Raw genomic sequence first — 22,293 nt, 5'->3', positions numbered from 1 at the left:
CGGCGAAAGTTCGATCAGCCCTATTCGGCCTCGGCCGGCGCCCCGGCCGGCTGCGGCGCCACCTCGGCGGCCAGCTTGCGCAGCAGATGCCCGGCCGCCACCATGCCGAAGGTGGCGGTGACCACCATCGCCGAGCCGAAGCCGGCGCAATTGAGGCCGGTCACGCCGGCGCTGGCGGCGCCGTCGGCCTCGCCGTCGCCCGCGGCGTCGACGCTGCACACCTCCGGGCTCTCCGGCATCACCAGGCGCTCCATCGAGAACACCGCGTCGACGTTGAACTTGTTCTTCAGCCCGCGCGGGAAGCCGTATTGGGTGCGCATCAGCTTGCGCACCTTCTTCAGCATCGGCTCCTGCTCGGTGCGCGACAGGTCGCGCACCTCGATCTGGGTCGGGTCGGTCTGGCCGCCGGCGCTGCCGATCATGATCAGGGGAATCGACTTGGCGCGGCAATAGGCCAGCAGCGCCGTCTTCGCCTTGACCGAGTCGATCGCGTCGACCACGTAGTCGTAGCCCTGGCCGCCGATCATCTGGTCGAGGTTGTCGGGCTCGACGAAGTCCTCGATCTGGCGCACCCGGCAGGCCGGGTTGATCTGCGCGATGCGCTCGGCCAGCGCGGCCACCTTGGCCTGGCCGATGGTGCCGCTCAGGGCCTGGATCTGGCGGTTGATGTTCGACTCGGCCACGTTGTCCAGGTCGATCAGCGTGAGCTTGCCGATGGCGCTGCGCGCCAGCGCCTCGACCACCCAGGAGCCGACGCCGCCGACCCCGACGACGCAGACGTGGGCGCCGCGAAAGCGCGCCAGCGCGGCGGCGCCGTACAGCCGGCCGATGCCGCCGAAGCGGCGTTCGAAGTCGATATCGTCGGCATTGTCTGGCATATTCTTGATGTCCGTTATTTTCATTCCGCCATTTTAACGGACGCGGCGGGGAGATTATTCTACAATGGTTTTTTTGCCGGTTCCGCCGGCCACGGCAGCCCGTCCGCGCCACCCACTTTGTCGAGAACCCCCATGAGCGAATCCCTGATTGACACCGCGCCCGGCTTTGACCAGCCCATCGCCGTCCTCAAACACTGCCACGACCGCATCCGCAAGCAGTTGCTGACCCTGAACAACCTGCTCGGCCACCTACCGCTGCACGGCTCGGACGCGGCGGCGCAGAAGGCCGCCCAGGCGGTGTTGAAGTATTTCAACCACGCCGCCCACCTGCACCACGCCGACGAGGAGCAGAACCTGATGCCGATGCTGCAGGCCACCGCGCGCGACGCCGACGCCGACCTGCTGGAGGCGCTGGTGCCGGAAATCCTGGCCGACCACGTCCGCATGGACGCCGACTGGGCCGTGCTGCAGGCCCAGCTCAACGACGTCGCCAACGGCATGGAGGGCCGCCTCGAGGCGGCCGACGTGCAACGCTTCGTCGCCGCCTACGAGGGCCACATGGCCAAGGAGGAAGGCAATCTGGCACCGATGGCCAAGCGCATCTTCAGCGCCGAGCAGATGGCCGAGCTGGGCAAGGCGATGCAGGCGCGGCGCGGCCTGGCGCCGGCCAGCGGCGAGGCGCTGGCCAACCTGCGGCTCGACTACAGCCAGGCCACGCTGATGGAGAGCGACGTGCTGGCCGACCCGATCGCCCAGTTCGCCAAGTGGTTCGACGAGGCCATCAAGGCCCAGGTCAACGAACCCAACGCGATGAGCGTGGCCACCGTCGGCGCCGACGGCAAGCCGAGCTCGCGCATCCTGCTGATCAAGCAATACGACCACCGCGGCTTCACCTGGTACACCAACTACGACAGCCACAAGGGCCACCAACTGGGCGACAACCCGCACGCCGCTCTGCTATTCTTTTGGAGCGAGGTGGAACGCCAGGTGCGCATCGAGGGCCGCGTCGTCAAGACCTCCGACGAGGAAAACGACAAGTACTTCTACAGCCGCCCGGTGCAAAGCCAGCTCGGCGCGATCGCCTCGCACCAGAGCGAGCCGGTCGCCAGCCGCGCCCAGATGGAGGCCAACTTCGACGCCGTCAGCGCCGCCAGCGGCCCGCAGCCGGTCAGGCCGGCGCACTGGGGCGGCTACCGCCTGCTGCCCGAGCGCATCGAGTTCTGGCAGGGCCGCCGCTCGCGCTTCCACGACCGCATCGTCTACCTGCGGCAGGAGGACGGCAGTTGGGTGATCGAACGCCTGCAACCGTAAGGACGGACGGCCGGTCGCATTGATCCACCGGCGGCGCCGCGCGCGCCGCCATGCGGGAGGCCGGCATGTTTCTACAGAACCGACTGAGTAGCTGGATCGCCGGCGTGCGCCGGCAAATCGCGCTGCCGCTGCGCATCGAACTGTGGAACGGCCAGCAGATCGACTTTTCCACCGAGGCGCCGCGCGTCACCATCCGTTTGCCGCGCGCCTCGGCGGCGCGCTACCTGCTCACGCCCTCGCTGGCCAAGCTGGGCGGTGCCTACGTCGAGGGCGACATCGAGGTGCACGGCCGCGCCCACGACATGATCGCCATCGTCAACGCGCTGGCCCGCGCCAGCCTGAAGGCAGAGGGCCGCGTCACCCGCGTGGTGCGCGGCTTCGGCCACAGCCGGACGCGCGACGCCGAGGCGATCCGCTACCACTACGACGTCTCCAACGAGTTCTACCAACAATTCCTCGACCCGGCGATGGTCTACTCCTGCGCCTATTTCGAGACCGGTGCCGAGGACCTGGCCGCCGCCCAGACCAAGAAGATCGACCACATCCTGCGCAAGGTCGAGCTGCGGCCCGGCCAGCGCCTGCTCGACATCGGCTGCGGCTGGGGCGCGCTGCTGCTGCGCGCCGCCGAGCAGTACGGCGCGCGCGGCGTCGGCGTCACCCTGTCGCAGAACCAGTACCAGCTGGCGCGCCAGCGGGTGCGCCAGGCCGGCCTGGAACACTTGGTCGAGATCCGCCTGCAGGACTACCGCGACGTGCGCGGCGAGTTCGACCGCATCACCAGCGTCGGCATGTTCGAGCACGTCGGCCTGCGCCAGCTGCCCGCCTACTTCGCCGCCATCGGCAAGCTGCTGGCGGCGGACGGCCTGGCGCTCAACCACGGCATCACCTCGACCGATCCGGACAACGGCGCGACGCCCTACGGCGGCGGCGAGTTCATCGAAAAATACGTGTTTCCGCGCGGCGAGCTGGCGCACCTCGGCCAGGTGCTCAAGGCGATGCAGCAGGGCGAACTGGAGGTCTACGACGTGGAGAACCTGCGGCGCCACTACGCCCGCACCTGCGCCATCTGGACCGACAACTTCGAGGCCAACGCCGAGCGCGCGCGCGCCTTGGCCGGCGACAAGCGCTTCCGCATCTGGCACATCTACCTGGCCGGCTGCAGCTACGCCTTCAAGCACGACCTGATCAGCCTGTACCAGGTGGTGTGCGGCAAGGCCGGGCGCGATCCGGCCGCCCTGCCCTGGTCGCGCCACTACATGTATCCGGCGGCACCGGCCGAGGCGGCGGCGCTCAGCGCGCCGCGTCCGGTTTGAGGCGGTGGGCGAAGACCTTGCGCAGCTTGACCACCTTGGGCGCGACGACGAAGGCGCAATAGCCCTGTAGCGGATGCTGGCGGAAATAGTCCTGGTGGTAGTCCTCGGCGCGGTAGTAGGTCTGCGCCGGCGACAACTCGGTGACGATGGGCGCGTCCCAGACGTTGGCCATCTCGGCGATCACCTGGCGCGCGGTGGCCTCCTGCTCGGGCGACTGGTGGTAGATCACCGAGCGGTACTGGGTGCCGACGTCGTTGCCTTGGCGGTTCAGCGTGGTCGGGTCGTGCAGGGTGAAGAAGATCTCCAGCAGGTCGCGGTAACTGATGACGGCCGGGTCGAAGCTCAGCTTGACCACCTCGGCGTGGCCGGTGGCGCCGGCGCACACCGCTTCGTAGGTCGGGTCCGGCTGCTGGCCGCCGGTGTAGCCGGACTCGACCCGCACGACGCCGTCGACCTCGAGATAGACCGCTTCCAGACACCAGAAGCAGCCGCCGCCCAGCACGGCCGTTTCTAACGCCGAGCCCGGCGCGGAATTGCTAGTCATGACTCCCCCTGCGTGAACGATTGCCAATGAATGCACTGTAACGCAAACCAGCACCGCGCGCACCTGCATTCGACGGCACCGCCGCACCCTCGCGGCAGAGGCCTTGTTTGCAAATCTGCCTCGTTTTCTTATTCTTTAATTCGCTACGATAACGATTTAACAAGGTTATTGATGCGAGTCTCATTTGCAATGGTGTCGAAATGAAGACGAACTAAACCATTAATCATTAATCATTATCAAACCAAAATTCTTTCGCCTGCCGTAAATTGTAATTTTTCACACAAACGGCGGGAGATTGAAAAATGGAAGAGAAACTGGAATTGAGTGGGGCGCAATGGGCAAATAGATTCCGTGGAAGCACTGGCACGAGGGAATTGTCAGGAAATTTCCGCCAAGCCGTAGAAGATTTTATATATGCAATGAAACAAGCCGGAATGAAAGTTGTGATTAATTCGACTTACAGAGCTCCGAAACGTTCTTACCTCATGCATTACTCTTGGAGAATTGCAAAAAACGGGCTTGACCCTGAGAAAATTCCATCGATGCAAGGTGTAGATATAAACTGGAATCATGGAACAAAAGAAAAATCAGTTAAAGCAGCCAAAGATATGACGTTGGCTTTCGATACTCATACTTTGCAAACTAAACCGGCGCTTCGTTCCCAACACAACTCCGGGCTTGCAATTGACATAAATGTTAGCTGGGGAAAAACAGTTGAAATAAAAGATGCCGACGGCAACCTAGTAAAAATCAACACACTGCCTAGGACAGGAATGAATAAACAACTTATAGCTGTCGGCAAAACTTACGGCGTTCAAAAATACAGAGGCCCGGGGAGGGATTTTCCTCACTGGTCAAACAATGGTCTTTAGATTTCAAGGGAAAATCATGCGGACATATCACCTATTTTTTATCTCTTTTTTGCTTTCCCAATCGGCCATTTCCAGCGAAAATTTACCAAAAGATGTAAGGAATTATATCTATAATTCTGGGGCATGTGAACACTTAGGCGGCGAATATGATGGAGAGCTGCCAAAAGAGCAGAAAGAGCAAATAATAAGAGATATTGATAAATATTGCGGAGGAGCAAAAAAACAATTCAGAATTTTAAAAGAAAAATACAAAGACAATCCAACATTACTGAAAAGAATAAAAAATAATTACAACGATACGGTTGATAGCTACACAAAATAGCTCTCGCGACGAGGTTTTTGGCTGCGCCTGTTTGATTCGACTTGGTATTTTTCCTCGCCCCGGCTTGTTCGGCGCGCGGCGGCGGAATCAACGGCCGGCCGCGACGGCGCGGATGGCGGCCAGCACCGCCTCGGGCCGCTCGAGCGGAATGTCCGGGCCGCTGTCGACCCACTGCAGCTGGGCGCCCGGATACAAGCGGACGATGTCCTTGCGCTTGGCGTTGGCGTCGTCGGCGTAGGCCGAGCGCTCGCCCAGCGGACGGGCGGCGCTGAGCACCATCACCCGCACGCCGGCCGGCGCCGGCAGCGCCAACACCTGCCCGCCGGTGGCCGTGGCGGCCTTGAACTCGCTCATCTCGATGGACGAGCTGAGCAGCTTGAAGCTGGTGCGCACCAAGGTCGGCCACTGCTCGTAGGCGCCGGCGCCGAGGTATTGCTGCGGATGGGTGGAGTCGACCAGCACCAGCGCCTTAACCTCGTCCGGATGGCGGCGCGCGTACAACTGCATATACAGGCCGCCCACCGAATGGCCGACCAGGATGTAGGGCGGATTCAGCCCCTTGCTGCGTAGCAGCGCGCGCAGCTCCTCGACGATGTGCTCGCCGTCGCGCGCACTGGCCACCGCCGCGCTGTTGCCGTAGCCGGGGCGGTTGTAGGCGAAGGCGCTACGCTCCTGGCTGACGGCGCGGAACACCTTCTCCCACTGGCCCAGCTTGGCCGCCAGGCCGTTCTCGAACACCACCGGCACGCTGCCGTCGCGGCGCACCAGCTCGTATTCGACCTGGCGCGGTTCGGCCAGGCCGGCCACCAGCTCGACCAGCGGCGCCGCCGCGACGTTGCCGGCGACGCCGGCCAGCGCCAGCGCCAGCAGCAGCGCCGCAGGCCGCCGCCCGGCGGACGCGGCGGACACGGCGGGCACGGCCGGCGCGGCGGGCAAGGAATATTGTCGCTCCATTCGGGAGTCCTCCATTGATCATTGCGCGGCGCCGGGGACGGCACCGGACGCCACTGTAACGCAAAGCCGCGCCGACCGCATCGGCGGGCCGCCGGCCCGACCGGCGGAGCGGCCGCCGAAGCTGTTGCCATTCCGGCCGCCGGGCCGGCCGGGCCGGCCGGTTTTTAGCGACGGCCGCCGATCTTTGGCATAATGGCAAAAAGACTCAGGCAGATCATGAACACACGCTCCCCCCGCGCGCCGGCGCCCGCTTTCGATACCGGCCATTTTCGCCAGGCCCTGGCGCAATTTGCCACCGGCGTGACCGTCATCACCACCCGCCTGGCCGACGGCAGCTTTCGCGGCCTGACGGCCAGCTCCTTCAACTCCGTCTCGCTGACGCCGCCGCTGGTGTTGTGGAGCCTGGGCGGCAGCGCCAACAGCCTGCCCATCTTCAGCGGCAACTCGCACTACGTCATCAACGTGCTGGCGGCCGACCAGGCCCATCTGGCCAAGCTGTTCTCCACCCGCAGCGAGGACCCGTTCGGCGCCGTCGAATACGAGCTCTCGCGCACCGGCCAACCCATCCTCAAGGGCGCCACCGCGTGGTTCGAATGCCACAACCGCAGCCGCTACCCGGAGGGCGACCACGTCATCTTCGTCGGCGAGGTCGAGCATTGCGAAATCACCCCGGCGCAGCCGCTGATCTTCCACGGCGGCCAGTTCCGCGACCTGGCCTAGCCCGAACCAGCGCTGTCATTTTGCCATCGCCGCCGCCGCGACGGCGGGAAAACGGAAATTGGTGTCGCCATTAGAAAAGCCGGGCGGGTGGCGAGGTCTTAGAATAATGGCACCAGCCACTATAACCAGAGACTAGGAAACACCATGAGCCAAGCCCGCGCCCAATTCCACTGGGATGACCCCCTCCTGCTGGACCAGCAGCTGACCGACGAAGAACGCATGGTGCGCGACGCCGCCGCCGCGTATTGCCAGGACAAGCTGGCGCCGCGCATCCTCGAGGCCTTCCGCCACGAAAAAATGGACACCAGCATCTTCCGCGAGATGGGCGAACTGGGCCTGCTCGGCCCGACCATCCCGGAACAGTACGGCGGCCCCGGCCTGAACTACGTCGCCTACGGCCTGATCGCGCGCGAGGTCGAGCGCATCGACTCGGGCTACCGCTCGATGATGAGCGTGCAGTCCTCGCTGGTGATGGTGCCGATCTACGAGTTCGGCACCGAGGAGCAAAAGCAAAAATACCTGCCGAAACTGGCCAGCGGCGAATGGATCGGCTGCTTCGGCCTGACCGAGCCGAACCACGGCTCCGACCCCGGCTCGATGATCACCCGCGCCAAGAAGGTGGCGGGCGGCTACTCGCTGAGCGGTGCCAAGATGTGGATCACCAACTCGCCGGTGGCCGACGTGTTCGTCGTCTGGGCCAAGGACGACGAGGGCGCCATCCGCGGCTTCGTGTTGGAGAAGGGCATGGCCGGTTTGAGCGCGCCGGCGATCCACGGCAAGTTCGGCCTGCGCGCCTCGGTCACCGGCGAGATCGTCATGGACAACGTCTTCTGCCCGGAAGAGAACGCCTTCCCCGACGTGCGCGGCCTGAAGGGTCCGTTCACCTGCCTGAACTCGGCGCGCTACGGCATCGCCTGGGGCGCGCTGGGCGCGGCCGAGGCCTGCTGGCACATCGCCCGCCAGTACACCATGGACCGCCTGCAGTTCGGCCGTCCGCTGGCGGCCAACCAGCTGGTGCAGAAGAAGCTGGCCGACATGCAGACCGAGATCACGCTGGGCCTGCAGGGCTGCCTGCAGCTGGGCCGCATGAAGGACGCCGGCACGGCGGCGGTGGAGATCACCTCGATGATGAAGCGCAACTCCTGCGGCAAGTCGCTCGACATCGCCCGCGTCGCCCGCGACATGCTCGGTGGCAACGGCATCTCCGACGAGTTCGGCGTGATCCGCCACATGGTCAACCTCGAGGTGGTCAACACCTACGAGGGCACGCACGACATCCACGCGCTGATCCTGGGCCGCGCCCAGACCGGCATCCAGGCCTTCCAATAAGACCAGGGGGTGCGCGCCGCCCCGCTGCAAATGGACGAAAAAAACCCGCCACGGCAGCGCTGCCGTGGCGGGTTTTTTTACCTTCGGGGCCGGCCTAGAACTTGTAGCCGACGCTCACGCTCAGGGCCACCGGGTCGAGCTTGACGTCCTGCGTCTGGCCGGTCGAGAAGTGCACCTTGGTCTTCAGGTAGGTCTTGATGACGGTGGCGTCGGCGAACCAGCGCTCGTTGATCCTGACCGTGCCGCCGAGCTGGAAGCTGGCGGCGAACTTGTTGTCGAGCTTGAAGGTGGTGCCCGGGCCGCCGGTGTTGAGCAGCGCCGTCAGCTGCGACGAGCCGGTCTCCTTCTGGAAATAGGCGTAGGTGACGCCGACGCCGACGTAGGGACGCACGCGCGCGTCCGCCGCCAGGAAGCGGTATTGCAGCAGCGCCGTCGGCGGCAGCACCTCCGAGTCGCCGACCTTGCCGGTGCCCTTGATGGCGCCGTCGCCGATCAGGTCGTGCTTGTAGGGCAGGCCCAGGTCGAGCTCGGCCGAGATGTTATCGGTGAGCATGTAGGCGAAGGCCAGGCGCGGCTTGGTGTCCGAGCCGACGTCGGCCTTGGTGTGCGGCAGCGCCGGCGCCGACACGTCGCCGCTGTCGACCTTGGGCGTGATCTTGTTGATGCCGAGGGTGGCCAGCCAGCTGCCGGCGCTCTGCGCCGAGGCGTTCGAGGCGGCGGCCAGCGCGGCGGCCAGCGCCAACACTTTGAGCGCGCGGGGGATTGCTTGATTCATCTTGTCTCCTGATTTTCTATCCGGGGCGCCGTCGCCGGCGCCCGCTGTGTGGGTGCGGCGGCGGCTTACAGCCAGCCCTTGACGACCATCTTCTCGGCCACGTAGCGCGCCAGCAGCAGATAGTTGAACGGCGTCGGGTGGACGTCGTCGGCGAAGGCGTAGTGGCTGACGTCGCCGGCGACCAGGTTGCCGCCGTTGCAGCCCAGCGAGCTGACCAGCGGGTTCTTGGCCGGGTTCAGGTCGCAGGCCATGTCCACGACATTTTTCAGGCCGTAGGGTTCCGGGTTGACGGCCTGGTCGTGGCTGACGGCGTATACGTCGACCAGCAACACCTTGGCCTCGCCGGCCAGGCCGCTGGCCAGTTCGCCGTTGATGGCGTTGACCATGGCGACGATCAGTTGCTGGGTGGCGCTCGACTTGGCCCGGCCGGCCGGCGAGGTGGCCACGTCGGGCACGTTGTTGACGACCACGTAGTTGGCGCCCTTGGCCAGCAGCTGGTTCTTCACCAGCGCGACCAGCTCCCTGCCGGTGGCGGCCATCGGCGCCACCAGTTCGGCGCCGTGCAGCGCGGCATAGTCGGTGCCGGCCTTGACGCCGGCGGCTTCGCCGACGGCCTTGGCCTTGAGCACCATCGGACCGTAGACGGCCTGCGCGCCCACCGCCGCGTTGCCCGGCTGGCCGGCGGCGGCGGTGACGGCGGCGCCGACCACGCTGTCGTCGGTGTGGCCGGCGCGGGCCGACTCGGTGGCCATGGCGAGCCCGATCGCCTGCATGGCGGCAGGAACGTTGCTGGCGCCGGCGGCCAGTTGCGGCACCAGGCTGGCGGCGAAGGCGGCCGCGCCGGCGTCGGTGCCGGCCTTGGCGGCGGCGGCCTGCAGGCCGCTCAGCAGGCCCAGCACGTCGTTGCCGCCGATCATGACGAAGACCATCTCGTCGCCCTTGAACTTGCCGCCGACGGCGGCCAGGTGGTTTTGGATCTGCACCGTCACCGGCACGGTCAGCGCGCCCAGCGCGCTGCCGGTGGCCTTGTTGCCGCCGCCGACGGGGTTGCTGACACGGGCACCGCCCTGGGCGTAGCCGTAACAGCCGGCGTGGTTGACCACCGGCACGGCGAAGCCCTTGCTGGCGTCGCCGTCCAGGCCGGTCTGGGCCGGGCAAGGCGCGCCCAGGCCCAACTGGGCGGCCATCAGCTCGGTCCAGTTCTTGCCGGTCAGCGCGGGGTTGCTGGCGCTGTTGTCGCCGTTGATGTTGAACTTGCCGCCGCCCAGCTTTTGCACGGTGCCGACGGCGTAGCTGCCGACGTCGGACAGGCTGTCGCCGAACGAGATCTGGCTGGCGTATTTGATTTTTTGGGTGTTGCCGCCGGGGCTGGCACCATTGCCGCCGCAGCCGGCCAAGACGGCCAGAGCGAGCGCCGCGAGGGCGATTTTGGTATGACGCATGCTGTCTCCTGAGGATATTTTTATGATATTTACGAACGCATGTGCTATTCGCAATCCGACCAATATGCCAGCCTAGTTCGCACTTGTATAGGGTAAAACTTGTAACGTTTGCACCGCGTCCAACAAAAAAGGCGGCCACTCTGGCCGCCTTGCAATGTTTTCAATTCAAACAACACATATTCCCGTCAGGGATTTAACGGTTGGCCGCCCGGCCGAAGAAATCGCGCGTGGCGCGCAGGCAGAACGGCGCCACCAGGCCGGCGTGGTAGCTGTCGCGCACGGCCTGGTCGGCCTGGCTGGCGCTCTTGCCTTCGAGCAGGGCCGACAGACGCAAGACGCCCTTGGCCGCGCCGAAGGCCAGCTGGGTGTCGGCGTAGTCGCCCAGGCTCGCCGTCGCGTCGACGTTGAGCAGGCTCAGCGTGCCGGCCGGCTTGCCCTGGGCGGCGAAGTAGGCGTAGGCCGCCTCGGCGTTCTTGTACGGCACCACCGGGTCCTGGTCGCCGCCGCACAGCAGCAGCGGCACCGCCGGCAGGTAGTTGCGCAGGTCGTTCTTCAGCAGCCACTTGCGCAGCGGATGGGCCGGCGCGCAGCCGAGCGGATTGGCGTTGCTGGCGTTGCAGGGGGTGGCCCGCAGGTCGGCCAGGTAGCCGTCGCGGTAGCTGGTCTTGAACAGGTGGTCGGCGCCGAAGGAGGCGGCGTAGCCGGCCGCCTGCGGCAGCGAGTCCTGGGCGAACAGCACGTCGTTGGGCAGCTTGCCGGCCGCCACCAGGTCGCCGATGCCCAGCGCGCCGGGGAACAGGCTGTCGATGCCGCTGGCGTACTTGGCCTCGTAGACCTCGGCGCTGCTGCTGTACAGGCCGGCGTTGGCGCGCTGGCCGGCGTTGATCAGCATCGGCAGGAAGGCCGCCGCGCCGCTGCTGGGGGCGCCGCCGAAGATGCTGTCGCCGAACAGGCTCAGCGCGTAGGGGCCGGACAGGCCGGCCGCCGCAGTCACGTTGAACTCGCCGGCGTAGCCGCTCTGCATGGCGCGCTGGGTGGCCAGGGCGACATAGCCGCCCTGCGAGTAGCCGGTCAGCAGCAGGCGGCCGCCGTCCTTGGCGCCGACGGCGGCGAAGGACAGGCGCGCCGCGCGCAGGCCGTCGACCATGTCGCTGGACTGTTGCAGCGCGTCCAGATAGGCGTGGTAGCCCAGGGTCGAACCGGCGTAGCCGGCGTAGTTCGGCGCCACCACGATGTAGCCCTGGGCGGCGAACATGGCGGCCACCAGGCGCGGCTCGGTGGCGCTGAGCTTGCTCATGTCGTTCGCCTTCAACACCGAGGTGCCGTGGGCGTACAGCAACACCGGGCGGGCGCCGCCGCACTGGCCGGCCGTGCCGCCGGACGGCACCATGATGGCGGTGCTGGCCTCGGTGTCCTCGCCGGCCGAGCCGACCGTGTGGTACTTGACGGTGTAGGTGGTGACCGCGCAGCTGGGCGTGCCGGTGATGTTGCTGCTGCCGCGTTGCTGGTCGTCGAGGAACTGTTTGAAGACGGCCGGCTCGAGCGTGTTGACGCTGGCGCCGTTGATGCTGACCGGCACCACGCTGGCCGTGCCGATCAGCTTGCCGCGCAGGGACGGCGGGACCACCGGCGGGGTCGGCACCACCACCACGCCGTCGCCGGAACCGCCGCCACCGCCACCGCCGCCGCAGGCGGACAGGACCAGCAGGGGACTGAGCAGCAGCAGGGAACCCAGCGGCAGCGGGCGGCGGGCCGGGCGGGCCGCATGGGATGGCGGGAATGGATGGACAGGGCGCATGGGCTTTCCTCGACGATGGCAGGGTGCGGCCGGCCCATGGGCCGCCGCGTTGGAACGACACGACGCGGCCGGGCGCACTATCGAGTCGACCGGCGGCCCGCCAATGCTAGCATAGTGGCAACAGGCTACGGCATAGCCTTCAGGAAAAAGTCGCGCGCCGCGCGGACGCAGTACTGCGCCGCCAGCCTGCCGTGGTACATCTCGGCCACCGCCCTGGCCGGGTCGCGGCCCTTGTCGCGCGCCTCGGCGCGGACCCGCTCCTTGGCCCTGGCGAAGCCGGCGCGCGCCGCCAGCCACGACGCCGGCGCGGCGGCGTCGGCCGCCTCCAGGTCGAGCAGCAGCGGCGCCGCGCCGCGCGCGCTGAAATAGCGCTGGGCCGCGCTGGCGTTGGCGAAGGGCACCACCGGATCGTCGCCGCCGCCGCACAGCAGCAGCGCGGCGCGCGGCCGATAGCTGCGCAGGTCGTTGCGCGCCAGCCAGCGGCGCAGGCCGTTGCCGGCCCGGCAGGCCGCCGGCTCGACCGGCTCGGCGCCGCAGGGATGGGCCGCCATGTCGGTCAGGTAGGCCTGGCGGTAGCTGCTGCGCACCAGGTTGTGGGCGGCGAAAAAGGCCGCCGCGCCCTGCCCCTGCGGCTGCGAGTCGAGCGCGAACAGGGCGCCGGACGGCAGCCGGCCTTGGCGCACCAGCTCGTCGAAGCGCTGCGCGCCGGGCAGCAGCGCCTCGATGCCGGCGGCGTAGTCGGGCTCGTATAACTCGGCCGGGCTGGCGTACAGGGCGGCGCCGGCGCGCTGGCCGGAGGTGGTCACCAGCGGCAGGTAGGCCGTGCCCCCCAGCAACGGCTGGCCGCCGAAGATGCCGTCGCCCATCTGCAGCAGCGCGTAGGGGCCGGACATGCCGGCCACCGCCACCAGCGGGAACTCGGCGGCGAAGTCGCGCTCGATCAGGCGCTGGGTCGCCAACGCGACGAAACCGCCCTGCGAATAGCCGCTCAGGAACAGCCGCGGCGCCGCCCGCACGCCCAGTTGCGCGTACACCTCGCGCGCCGCGCGCAGGGCGTCGAGCATGTCGCCGGCCTGCTGTTCGGCGTTCAGGTAGGGGTGGTAGGGCAAGGACGAGGCGCCGTAGCCGGCGTAGTCGGGCGCCACGACGATGAAGCCCTGGGCGACGAACATCGCCGCCACCAGGCGCGCCTCGCCGTTCAGGCGGGCCATGCTGAACTGCTTGTCGAGCACGGTGCCGTGGGCGTACAGCAGCACCGGGCGCGGCCCCTGGCAGGCCGGGTCGGCGCCGGACGGCAGCATGACGACGCTGCTGGCGTCGGTCGGCTCGCCGTGGCCGCCCACGGTCTGGTAGCGCAGCGTGTGGATGGTGATGGCGCAGCGCGGCTCGCCGGCGATGTCCATCAGCGCGCCGCCCTGGGCGTGGCGCAGCACGGCGGCCAGCGTGGCGGGGTCGAGGCTGTCGAGGCTGGCGCCGCCGCCCAGGGCGATCGGCACCAGCGTCGGCCCGTCCAGCACCGCGCCACGGGGCGGCGCCGGCGGCGCGTTGGCGCTGGCGGCGTTGCTGATGGCGTTGGCGGCGCCGACGGGGTTGGCCGCCAGACCTTCGTTGGCGGCGGCGGGCGCGGCCGCCGCCAGTAGCAAAGCGAACAATAGTGGAAGCATGCCAACCTCCCGTCGCCGGTCACGCCAGCCGCAGGGGAACGGCGTGGATCAGGACCGCAACAACGCTTCCATCATACCCGATGAGCCGAATACCGCGCGCCGCAATCGGTCGTTCACGCCGAGCCACTCGGCGTCCTGCGGCGGGGTTTCGACCAGTATCAAATCGGCGCCGCTTTGGTCCATCTCGCGCAGCGCGGCGTACAGGCCGTAGGCGTAGCCGGCCGGGGTGGCCGGCAGCGTCACGTGCGGGCCGGCCGGCGCCGCCAGCGTGTGGACGATCAGGGCGACGCGCTTGCCCTTGGCCTGCAGCCGGGCCAGGCTGTCGGCCAGCTGCGCGCGCTCGAGCATCAACACCGGCGTGTGCGGCGCGTAGTGCGACTCCAGCGTGCCGGAGGCGCGCGGCGCGGCCGCGTCGGGCTGGCCGGGCAGCAGGCCGATGACGTCGGCGATCTGCTGCGCGCTGATGTGGCCGGGACGCAGCAGCACCGGGCCGCGCGTGTCCAGCCGCGACAGGTCGAGGATGGTCGATTCGATGCCGACCTGGCTGGCGCCGCCGTCGAGCACGGCGCCGAGCAGCGGCTCGTCGCCGAACTCGTCGCGCACGTGCTGCGCCGTGGTCGGGCTGACGTTGCCGAACTTGTTGGCCGACGGCGCGGCGACGCCGCCCTTGCCGCCCTTGAAGGCGCTCAGCAGCGCGATGGCCACCGGGTGCGAGGGGCAGCGCAGGCCGACCGTGTCCTGGCCGCCGGAGACGGCGTCGGGAATGTGGGCGTTGCGTTTCAAAATCAGCGTCAGCGGGCCGGGCCAGAAGGCCGCCACCAGCTGGCGCGCGGCCGGCGGGATGTCGCTGGACCAGTAGTCTAGGTCGGCGCCGGGCGCCAGGTGGACGATCACCGGATGGTCGTTGGGACGGCCCTTGGCCTGGTAGATGCGGGCCACCGCCGCCGGGTCCTCGGCGTCGGCGCCCAGGCCGTAGACTGTTTCGGTCGGAAAAGCGACCAGGCCGCCGGATGCGAGGATCGCGGCGGCCTGGACGATTTCCGCGGAGGGAGCGGGGCTCCCGGCAGAATGCTTCATGGCGGTCTTACTGGGTCAGCAGGCGCAGCGCCTCGGCGTACTTGGCGGAGGTCTGGTCCAGCACGTCCTGCGGCACGCTCGGCGCCGGCGCCTTCTTGTTCCACGGCTGGGTTTCCAGCCAGTCGCGGACGAACTGCTTGTCGAAGGACTCGGGCGACTTGCCCACCTGGTAGCTCGACATCGGCCAGAAGCGCGAGGAGTCCGGCGTCAGGATCTCGTCGATCAGGTGCACGGTGCCGTTGGCGTCGAGGCCGAACTCGAACTTGGTGTCGGCGATGATGATGCCGCGCGTGGCCGCGTATTCGGCCGCCAGGGTGTACAGCTTGATCGCCGCTTCCTTGACCTGGCGGGCGATGTCGACGCCGACGATGCGCTCGGCTTCGGCGTAGTCGATGTTCTCGTCGTGCGCGCCGGCCGGGGCCTTGGTCGACGGCGTGAACAGCACCTCGGGCAGCTTCTGCGCTTCCTGCAGGCCGGCCGGCAGCGCGATGCCGCAGATGGCGCCGGTCTTCTGGTAGTCCTTCCAGCCGGAACCGATGATGTAGCCGCGCACGATCGCCTCGATGCCCAGCGGGGTGAACTTCTTGACGACGATGGCGCGGCCGGCGACCTGGTCGGCCTCGTCCGGCGAGACCACCGACACCGGGTCGATGCCGGTCTCGTGGTTAGGCATCAGATCGCCGAATTTCTTGAACCAGAAGTTCGACATCTCGGTCAGCATCTTGCCCTTGTTGGGGATCGGATCGTCGAGGATCACGTCGAAGGCCGACAGGCGGTCGGTCTGCACCACCAGCAGCTTGTCGTCGCCGACCGCGTAGATGTCGCGCACTTTGCCGCGATGCAGGAAGGGCAGCGATTTCAGGTTTGTTTCAAGGATTCCAGCCATCATAATTCCTAACGTATTGAAGAACGGCCTATGCGGCCGTGTTACAGGGCGGCCTATGCGGCCGCGCGGGGGACTACTCGGGGGACTACTCGGGGGACTACTTTATGGCACGACGCGCCGCTGAGCTTACAGCTGCGGCAGCACCGAGCCGCGCACCTTGTCGGCCTGGGTCTTGCGGAATTCGAGCAGCTTGGCTTTCAGGCCGGCGTCGTTCAGCGCCAGCACGGAGACCACGGCCAGCGCCGCGTTGGCCGCGCCCGATTCGCCGATCGCCAGGGTGGCGACGGGAATGCCCTTGGGCATCTGCACGGTCGACAGCAGCGAGTCCAGACCCTTCAGGTATTTCGACGGGATAGGCACGCCGTACACTGGCAGGATGGTCGAAGCGGCCACCACGCCGGCCAGGTGGGCCGCAGCGCCGGCGCCGGCGATGAAGGCCTGGGCGCCGCGCGCTTCCATGTCGGCCAGCCAGGCTTCCAGCTCTTTAGGGGTGCGGTGCGCCGACAGCGCGCGCGCTTCGTAGCTGACGCCGAAGTCTTTGCAGATCTGCGCCGCTTCTTTCATGATGTCCCAATCGGAGGTGGAGCCCATGACGATGCCAACTAAAGTTTTTTCAGACATTTTTATCACTCAAATCAAAAATTGCAGGTTCGCCGGCAAAACCCCGAGGCGTAAAACCAGGGTCAGACCCTAGGGTCTGACCCTCGCTTTCGGTCGCGGGTCTACTCGGCGGATCACGGCGCGCGAACGCGCCAATTTACTCGACTTACTGAGTTACTTGACGATCTGCGACAGCTCGCCGGCCTTGTAGCGCTCGGCCATTTTTTCCAGCGCGATCGGCTTGATCTTGGCGGCCTGGCCTTCGCAACCGAAGGACAGGAAGCGCGCCTTGCACACCATCGTGGCCGCTTCGCGGGCCGGCTTGAGGAAGTCGCGCGGGTCGAACTTGGACGGGTTCTCGAACAGGTATTTACGCACGGCGGCGGTCATCGCCAGACGGATGTCGGTGTCGATGTTGATCTTGCGCACGCCGTGGCGGATGCCTTCCTGGATCTCTTCGACCGGCACACCGTAGGTTTCCTTCATGTCGCCGCCGAATTCGCGGATGATCGCCAGCAGTTCCTGCGGCACCGACGACGAACCGTGCATCACCAGGTGGGTGTTGGGGATGCGCGCGTGGATTTCCTTGATGCGGTCGATGGCCAGGATGTCGCCGGTCGGCTGGCGCGAGAACTTGTAGGCGCCGTGCGAGGTGCCGATGGCGATGGCCAGCGCGTCGCACTGGGTGCGGGCGACGAAGTCGGCGGCCTGGGCCACGTCGGTGAGCAGCTGCTCGCGGGTCATGGCGCCGTCGGCGCCGTGGCCGTCTTCCTTGTCGCCCATCATGGTTTCGAGCGAACCGAGCACGCCCAGTTCGGCCTCGACGGTGACGCCGATGGCGTGCGAGAACTTGACCACCTCGCGCGACACTTCAACGTTGTAGTCGTAGGAGGCGACCGACTTGCCGTCCGCTTCCAGCGAGCCGTCCATCATCACCGAGGTGAAGCCGGAGCGGATCGCCGCCTGGCACACCGCCGGCGACTGGCCGTGGTCCTGGTGCATGACCACCGGGATGTGCGGGTAGGCTTCGACGGCGGCGTCGATCAGGTGGCGCAGGAAGGCCTCGCCGGCGTATTTGCGGGCGCCGGCCGAGGCCTGCATGATGACCGGGCTGCCGACGGCGTCGGCGGCGGCCATGATGGCCTGCACCTGTTCCAGGTTGTTGACGTTGAAAGCCGGCAGGCCGTAACCGTTTTCGGCGGCATGGTCCAGCAGTTGACGCATGGATACGAGAGACATGGTATTACTCCAAACAATAGAAAAACTGGGTTGCCGCGCGCACCGCCCACCGCCTGCGCGGCCGGGCCGGTGCGGCGCCGGCGCTTATTCGAATTCCCCGACTTTGACGATTTTCAATGCATTCGTGCCGCCGACCTGGCCCATCGGCTCGCCCCAGGTGACGACGATCATGTCGCCCTTCTTGGCGATGCCGTGGGTGATCATCAAATCCTCGGCCTGCTTCAACACCACCTTGCTGTCGGCCTGCTGCAGCAGGTGGTAGGCGCGCACGTTGCGGTACAGCGAAGCCTTGCGCTGGGTGGTGACGCTCGGCGTCAGCGCGAAGATCGGCGTATCGATGCTGTGGCGGCTCATCCACAGCGCGGTCGAACCGGACTCGGTCAGCGCGACGATCGCCTTGACCCGCAGGTGGTGGGCGGTGAACAGCGCGCCGTAGGCGATCGACTGGTCGATACGGGTAAATGTCACATTCAGGAAATCGGCGTCGAGCTTGTTGTATTCGGACTGCTCGGCCTCGACGCAAATGGCCGCCATCATCTCGACCGTCTCGATCGGGTACTTGCCCGAGGCGGTTTCGGCCGAGGTCATCACGGCGTCGGTGCCGTCCAGCACCGCGTTGGCGACGTCGGACACCTCGGCCCGGGTCGGCACGGCGTTGAAAATCATCGACTCCATCATCTGCGTCGCGGTGATCGCCAGTTTGTTCGAGGCGCGCGCCATCTTGATCATACGCTTTTGCAGCGCCGGCACCGCCGCGTTGCCCACTTCCACCGCCAGGTCGCCACGGGCCACCATGATGCCGTCGGAGGCGTCGAGGATCTCCTGCAGCACAGGAATGGCCTCGGCCCGTTCGATCTTGGCGATCATCATCGGCTTGTGGTGGAAGGGCTCGCCGGCGATGTTGGCCAGCTGGCGCGCCATCTCCATGTCGGTGGCGCTTTTCGGGAAGGAGATCGCCAGGTAGTCGGCCTGGAAGCTCATCGCCGTCTTGATGTCCTCCATGTCCTTGGCGGTCAGGGCCGGCGCGGTCAGGCCGCCGCCCTGGCGGTTGATGCCCTTGTTGTTGGACAACTCGCCGCCGATCTTGACGGTGGTGAAGATCTCGTGGCCGACGATCTTGTCGACCACCAAGACGATCAGGCCGTCGTTGAGCAGCAGGTGGTCGCCGTTGTGCAAGTCGCGCGGCAGGGCCTTGTAGTCGAGGCCGACGCGCTCCTGGTTGCCCAGTTCGCCGTTCTCGCCCCACTTGGCGTCGAGGATGAACTTGTCGCCGTTGGCCAACTCGATCTTGTTGTTCTCGAACTTGCCGACGCGGATCTTCGGTCCCTGCATGTCCGCCATGATCGCCACCTCGCGGCCGCACTCGGCGGCCGCCTCGCGCACCAGACGGGCACGGTCGATATGGTCCTGCGCCTTGCCATGGGAGAAATTGAGGCGCACGACGTCGACGCCGGCACGGATCATTTTGACCAGGACGTTGAAGTCGGTGGAGGCGGGGCCGATCGTTGCGACGATTTTGGTACCACGGGACATAGGATTCCTTAGCGTGAGGTCTGGCGGACAAGCCCCCGGCCGGCGGCCGGGGACGGACAAACAAAGACTGGCTACTGCTGGCGCGGCGGAAAAACTGACTGCTTACTGTTACTGCTGATTGCTTACTTGGCGGCGCGTTGCGTCAGGATCTCGACGGCCGGCAAGGTCTTACCTTCCAGGAACTCCAGGAAGGCGCCGCCGCCGGTCGAGATATAACCGATCTGGTCGGTGATCTGGTACTTGGCGATGGCCGCCAGCGTGTCGCCGCCGCCGGCGATCGAGAAGGCCTTCGAGTTGGCGATGGCCAGCGCCAGCGTCTTGGTGCCTTCGCCGAACTGGTCGAACTCGAACACGCCGACCGGGCCGTTCCAGACGATGGTGCCGGCGGCGCCGATCTGCGCGGCCAGGATCTGCGCCGTTTTCGGGCCGATGTCCAAAATCATGTCGTCGTCGGCCACATCGGCCACGTCCTTGACGGTGGCCACGGCGGTGGGCGAGAACTCCTTGGCGCACACCACGTCGACCGGGATCGGCACCTGGGCGCCGCGCGCCGCCATCATCGCGATGATGGCCTTGGCCTCTTCCACCAACTCGTTCTCGACCAGCGACTTGCCGATGTTCAGGCCGACCGCCTTCATGAAGGTGTTGGCGATGCCGCCGCCGACGATCAGGTTGTCGACCTTGTCGGCCAGCGCCTTCAGGATCGACAGCTTGGACGACACCTTGGAGCCGGCGACGATGGCCAGCAGCGGACGGGCCGGCGCGCCCAGCGCCTTGCCCAGCGCGTCGAGCTCGGCGGCCAGCAGCGGGCCGGCGCAGGCGACGGGGGCGAACTTGGCGATGCCGTGGGTCGAGGCCTCGGCGCGGTGGGCGGTGCCGAAGGCGTCGTTGACGTAGATGTCGCACAGGGCGGCCATCTTCTGCGCCAGCGCGTCGCTGTTCTTCTTCTCGCCCTGGTTGACGCGGACGTTTTCCAGCAGCACCACCTGGCCGGCCTGCAGGCCTTCCAGGCCGGCGCCGTCGATCCAGTTCTGCTTCAGTTCGACCGGCTGGCCGAGCAATTCGGCCAGGCGGGCGGCGACCGGCGCCAGGCTGTCCTCGGGCTTGAACTCGCCCTCGGTCGGACGGCCCAGGTGCGACGTCACCATGACGATGGCGCCGGCGGCGGCGGCGGCGCGGATCGCCGGCACCGAGGCGCGGATGCGGGTGTCCTCGGTGATGTTGCCGGCGTCGTCCTGCGGCACGTTCAGGTCGGCGCGGATGAACACGCGCTTGGCTTGCAGCGCGTTTTGCGCGATCAGGTCTTGCAGACGGATGAAGTTCAGAACAGCTTGCATGGCTACCCAAAGGATGAGTGGAAGAAAGACCGCTATTTTACCGCAAGCGCGGCGGCAAAACGTTTGTTAAAACAACATCGAATTCGCTCAGGCCAGTGACTACGCTAGCGCCAACCGCAGCGCGGTGAACACGGCCATGCCGAACACGATGGTCTGCAGCATGTTACGCCGCAGCAGGTAGAAAATGATCGCCGCCAGGCCGGCCAGCAGCTTCAAATTCGACAGCGACAGGTGCAGCTGCTGGCCCTCGTTGAGCAGCAGGTCGGGCGCGATGATGGCCGCCAGCGCGCAGGCCGGCGCGTAGCGCAGCATCTCGTGCACCCGGCGCGGAATGGTGATGTGGTGGCCGACCAGCCAGAACGAGCTGCGCGTGGCCGCCGTGGCCAGCGCCAGCGCGGCGATGATGAGCCAGATTTCCCAATCAGCCATGTTGTTTGATTCTCCATTTTTCCGACAGTTCTTCCACCGCCATCGCGGTGACCATGCCCAGCAGCACCGCCGCCAGCAGACCCAGCTTGTACGGCAGGCCGGCCGCCAGCACCGCCACGGCGGCGGCCACCAGCACGCCGCACAGCATCGGCCGGGTCGACACCAGCGGCACCGTGATGCAGATGATGGCCAGCGTGCCGGCGAAGCCCAGGCCCCACTGCGGCGGCACGGCGCTGCCAAGGAAGATGCCGGCGATCGAGCCGATCTGCCAGGCCGCCCAGTTCGGGTACAGCAGGCCCTTCAGGTAGGACAGCTTGCCGACCTGGGGCGCCTCGTCGGGATATTTTTGCAGGAACATGGCGACCGTCATGTCGCCGGCCACGTAGCCGAGCAGGAAGCGCTTGCGCCAGGGCAGGTTGGAGAAGTGCGGCGCCAGCAGCGCCGAGAAGATGACGAAACGCAGATTGACCACCAGGGCGGTGGCGAAGATGACCCAGATCGGCGCGTGGGCGGTGATCAGCGGCAGCGAGGCCAGCTGGGCCGAGCCGGCGAACACCACCAGCGTCATGGCCAGCGCCTGCGGCACCGTCAATCCGGTCTTGACCATGGCGATGCCGACCACCAGGCCCCAGGCGCCGATGCCGAACAGGGTCGGCATGCCGTCCTTCAGGCCGGCCTTCCAACCGGCCTCGTCGTGTTCAGCCACATAGGGCTCGGAGGGCGCGCGCATCGGTTCGGTCATGTGGTTTTCCCGCCACAACCCATTTTCTCTGCGCCAACGCGGCGGCCCGCCGGGCCCGCCAACGATGGCTGGGGCGGCAGGGGCACCGCCGGGCGGCCCGGCGCGGGGCGGTAACAAAGCAAGGGCTGCGGAGTCATTTTATTGCTATTTGCTCACCATTTCAAACGAAACAATTGCTAGCAGCTGAAGAATAATTAAGGCGCCATTTTACCGATGAATTTTGCTCCCTGCGCGAATCCGTTAAAATCGAGGTTTAGCGGACCGTCCCGGCCAGGGCCGGTCCGGCCCATTTTCGACCCACGGAGAACCATCAGATGACCCACGCCACCACGCCAGCCAGCGCCGCAGTTGAGCTCGACGGCAAAGATTTGCCGGCCCACTGCCCCAACCCGGCCATGACACTGTGGTCCTCGCACCCCCGCGTGTTCCTCGAATTCAACAAGGACGGCATCGCCAAGTGCCCCTACTGCGGCACCGCCTACAAGATGAAGCCGGGCGCCGTCGCCGCCCACCACTAAGCCGCCCCAA

At 66.7% G+C, this 22,293-nt stretch carries 22 protein-coding genes; 7 read left to right on the top strand and 15 right to left on the bottom strand.

Going from position 1 to position 22,293, the window contains the following annotated elements:
• Nucleotides 1-20: 20 nt before the first annotated feature.
• On the bottom strand, nt 21-878 hold the full coding sequence (gene tcdA, locus BM252_RS00320; RefSeq protein WP_093382063.1) for a tRNA cyclic N6-threonylcarbamoyladenosine(37) synthase TcdA: 858 nt from the start codon (nt 876-878) through the stop codon (nt 21-23).
• A 132-nt stretch (nt 879-1,010) separates the two neighbouring features.
• Between tcdA and pdxH the strand changes: the two genes are divergently transcribed.
• Together pdxH and BM252_RS00310 are read left to right on the top strand one after the other, a co-directional pair.
• Nucleotides 1,011-2,189: a pyridoxamine 5'-phosphate oxidase gene (gene pdxH / locus BM252_RS00315; RefSeq protein WP_093382061.1), complete on the top strand. Its 1,179-nt coding sequence runs from the start codon at nt 1,011-1,013 to the stop codon at nt 2,187-2,189.
• Between the two features lie 65 nt (nt 2,190-2,254).
• Nucleotides 2,255-3,502: an SAM-dependent methyltransferase gene (locus tag BM252_RS00310; RefSeq protein ID WP_093383205.1), complete on the top strand. Its 1,248-nt coding sequence runs from the start codon at nt 2,255-2,257 to the stop codon at nt 3,500-3,502.
• Here BM252_RS00310 and msrA read toward each other — a convergent pair.
• Nucleotides 3,480-4,046, bottom strand: coding sequence for a peptide-methionine (S)-S-oxide reductase MsrA (gene msrA / locus BM252_RS00305; protein WP_093382058.1), 567 nt, complete (start codon nt 4,044-4,046; stop codon nt 3,480-3,482). The two genes, BM252_RS00310 and msrA, sit on opposite strands and share 23 nt — an antisense overlap.
• A 302-nt stretch (nt 4,047-4,348) precedes the next feature.
• Between msrA and BM252_RS29820 the strand changes: the two genes are divergently transcribed.
• Together BM252_RS29820 and BM252_RS29815 are read left to right on the top strand one after the other, a co-directional pair.
• On the top strand, nt 4,349-4,918 hold the full coding sequence (locus BM252_RS29820; protein ID WP_139236231.1) for a peptidoglycan-binding domain-containing protein: 570 nt from the start codon (nt 4,349-4,351) through the stop codon (nt 4,916-4,918).
• 16 nt (nt 4,919-4,934) lie between these two features.
• The gene (locus tag BM252_RS29815; RefSeq protein ID WP_139236230.1) at nt 4,935-5,240 is read left to right on the top strand and encodes a hypothetical protein; all 306 of its coding nucleotides are present in this window, start codon (nt 4,935-4,937) and stop codon (nt 5,238-5,240) included.
• Between the two features lie 87 nt (nt 5,241-5,327).
• Here the strand turns inward: BM252_RS29815 and BM252_RS00300 are convergent, their stop codons facing one another.
• Nucleotides 5,328-6,194: an alpha/beta fold hydrolase gene (locus BM252_RS00300; protein WP_217429852.1), complete on the bottom strand. Its 867-nt coding sequence runs from the start codon at nt 6,192-6,194 to the stop codon at nt 5,328-5,330.
• A 216-nt stretch (nt 6,195-6,410) separates the two neighbouring features.
• On the opposite strand from BM252_RS00300, the gene BM252_RS00295 reads away from it, so the two are divergent.
• Together BM252_RS00295 and BM252_RS00290 are read left to right on the top strand one after the other, a co-directional pair.
• Nucleotides 6,411-6,914, top strand: coding sequence for a flavin reductase family protein (locus tag BM252_RS00295; protein ID WP_093382053.1), 504 nt, complete (start codon nt 6,411-6,413; stop codon nt 6,912-6,914).
• A gap of 144 nt (nt 6,915-7,058) precedes the next feature.
• On the top strand, nt 7,059-8,243 hold the full coding sequence (locus BM252_RS00290) for an acyl-CoA dehydrogenase (protein WP_093382051.1): 1,185 nt from the start codon (nt 7,059-7,061) through the stop codon (nt 8,241-8,243).
• A gap of 94 nt (nt 8,244-8,337) precedes the next feature.
• Here the strand turns inward: BM252_RS00290 and BM252_RS00285 are convergent, their stop codons facing one another.
• The 12 genes from BM252_RS00285 to BM252_RS00230 form a co-directional block, all read right to left on the bottom strand.
• Nucleotides 8,338-9,018 (bottom strand): OmpW/AlkL family protein, encoded by a 681-nt coding sequence (locus BM252_RS00285; RefSeq protein ID WP_174900370.1) that lies wholly within the window; start codon nt 9,016-9,018, stop codon nt 8,338-8,340.
• Nucleotides 9,019-9,083: 65 nt separating this feature from the next.
• Nucleotides 9,084-10,460 (bottom strand): SGNH/GDSL hydrolase family protein, encoded by a 1,377-nt coding sequence (locus BM252_RS00280; protein ID WP_093382048.1) that lies wholly within the window; start codon nt 10,458-10,460, stop codon nt 9,084-9,086.
• 193 nt (nt 10,461-10,653) lie between these two features.
• Complete coding sequence (locus BM252_RS00275; protein ID WP_093382045.1) at nt 10,654-12,258, bottom strand: alpha/beta hydrolase family protein; 1,605 nt, start codon at nt 12,256-12,258, stop codon at nt 10,654-10,656.
• Between the two features lie 125 nt (nt 12,259-12,383).
• Nucleotides 12,384-13,922, bottom strand: a complete 1,539-nt coding sequence (locus BM252_RS00270) for an alpha/beta hydrolase family protein (protein ID WP_093382042.1) — start codon at nt 13,920-13,922, stop codon at nt 12,384-12,386.
• Nucleotides 13,923-13,970: 48 nt separating this feature from the next.
• Entirely contained in the window at nt 13,971-14,999 is a 1,029-nt protein-coding gene (locus tag BM252_RS00265) for an L-threonylcarbamoyladenylate synthase (RefSeq protein WP_093382040.1), read from the bottom strand.
• A 7-nt stretch (nt 15,000-15,006) separates the two neighbouring features.
• Nucleotides 15,007-15,888, bottom strand: coding sequence for a phosphoribosylaminoimidazolesuccinocarboxamide synthase (locus BM252_RS00260; RefSeq protein WP_093382037.1), 882 nt, complete (start codon nt 15,886-15,888; stop codon nt 15,007-15,009).
• Nucleotides 15,889-16,011: 123 nt separating this feature from the next.
• Nucleotides 16,012-16,506 (bottom strand): 5-(carboxyamino)imidazole ribonucleotide mutase, encoded by a 495-nt coding sequence (gene purE / locus BM252_RS00255; protein ID WP_093382034.1) that lies wholly within the window; start codon nt 16,504-16,506, stop codon nt 16,012-16,014.
• 153 nt (nt 16,507-16,659) lie between these two features.
• Nucleotides 16,660-17,724 (bottom strand): class II fructose-bisphosphate aldolase, encoded by a 1,065-nt coding sequence (gene fba / locus BM252_RS00250; RefSeq protein WP_093382033.1) that lies wholly within the window; start codon nt 17,722-17,724, stop codon nt 16,660-16,662.
• 84 nt (nt 17,725-17,808) lie between these two features.
• Nucleotides 17,809-19,257: a pyruvate kinase gene (pyk, locus tag BM252_RS00245; protein WP_093382030.1), complete on the bottom strand. Its 1,449-nt coding sequence runs from the start codon at nt 19,255-19,257 to the stop codon at nt 17,809-17,811.
• Between the two features lie 122 nt (nt 19,258-19,379).
• On the bottom strand, nt 19,380-20,594 hold the full coding sequence (locus BM252_RS00240; protein WP_093382027.1) for a phosphoglycerate kinase: 1,215 nt from the start codon (nt 20,592-20,594) through the stop codon (nt 19,380-19,382).
• A gap of 99 nt (nt 20,595-20,693) precedes the next feature.
• Nucleotides 20,694-21,023 (bottom strand): AzlD domain-containing protein, encoded by a 330-nt coding sequence (locus tag BM252_RS00235; protein WP_093382025.1) that lies wholly within the window; start codon nt 21,021-21,023, stop codon nt 20,694-20,696.
• Nucleotides 21,016-21,765 carry an AzlC family ABC transporter permease gene (locus BM252_RS00230; RefSeq protein WP_093382023.1) on the bottom strand — a complete coding sequence of 250 codons (750 nt, stop codon included), beginning with the start codon at nt 21,763-21,765 and terminating at the stop codon, nt 21,016-21,018. Before BM252_RS00230 ends, BM252_RS00235 begins: the two co-directional genes overlap by 8 nt.
• Nucleotides 21,766-22,079: 314 nt before the next feature.
• Between BM252_RS00230 and BM252_RS00225 the strand changes: the two genes are divergently transcribed.
• Nucleotides 22,080-22,283: a zinc-finger domain-containing protein gene (locus tag BM252_RS00225; RefSeq protein WP_093382021.1), complete on the top strand. Its 204-nt coding sequence runs from the start codon at nt 22,080-22,082 to the stop codon at nt 22,281-22,283.
• Nucleotides 22,284-22,293: the final 10 nt, after the last annotated feature.

The organism is Rugamonas rubra (assembly GCF_900114705.1).
Taxonomy (GTDB): domain Bacteria; phylum Pseudomonadota; class Gammaproteobacteria; order Burkholderiales; family Burkholderiaceae_D; genus Rugamonas; species Rugamonas rubra.
The sequence above is the reverse complement of the archived record's forward strand: the minus strand, read 5'-3'. Positions and strand labels throughout refer to the sequence as shown.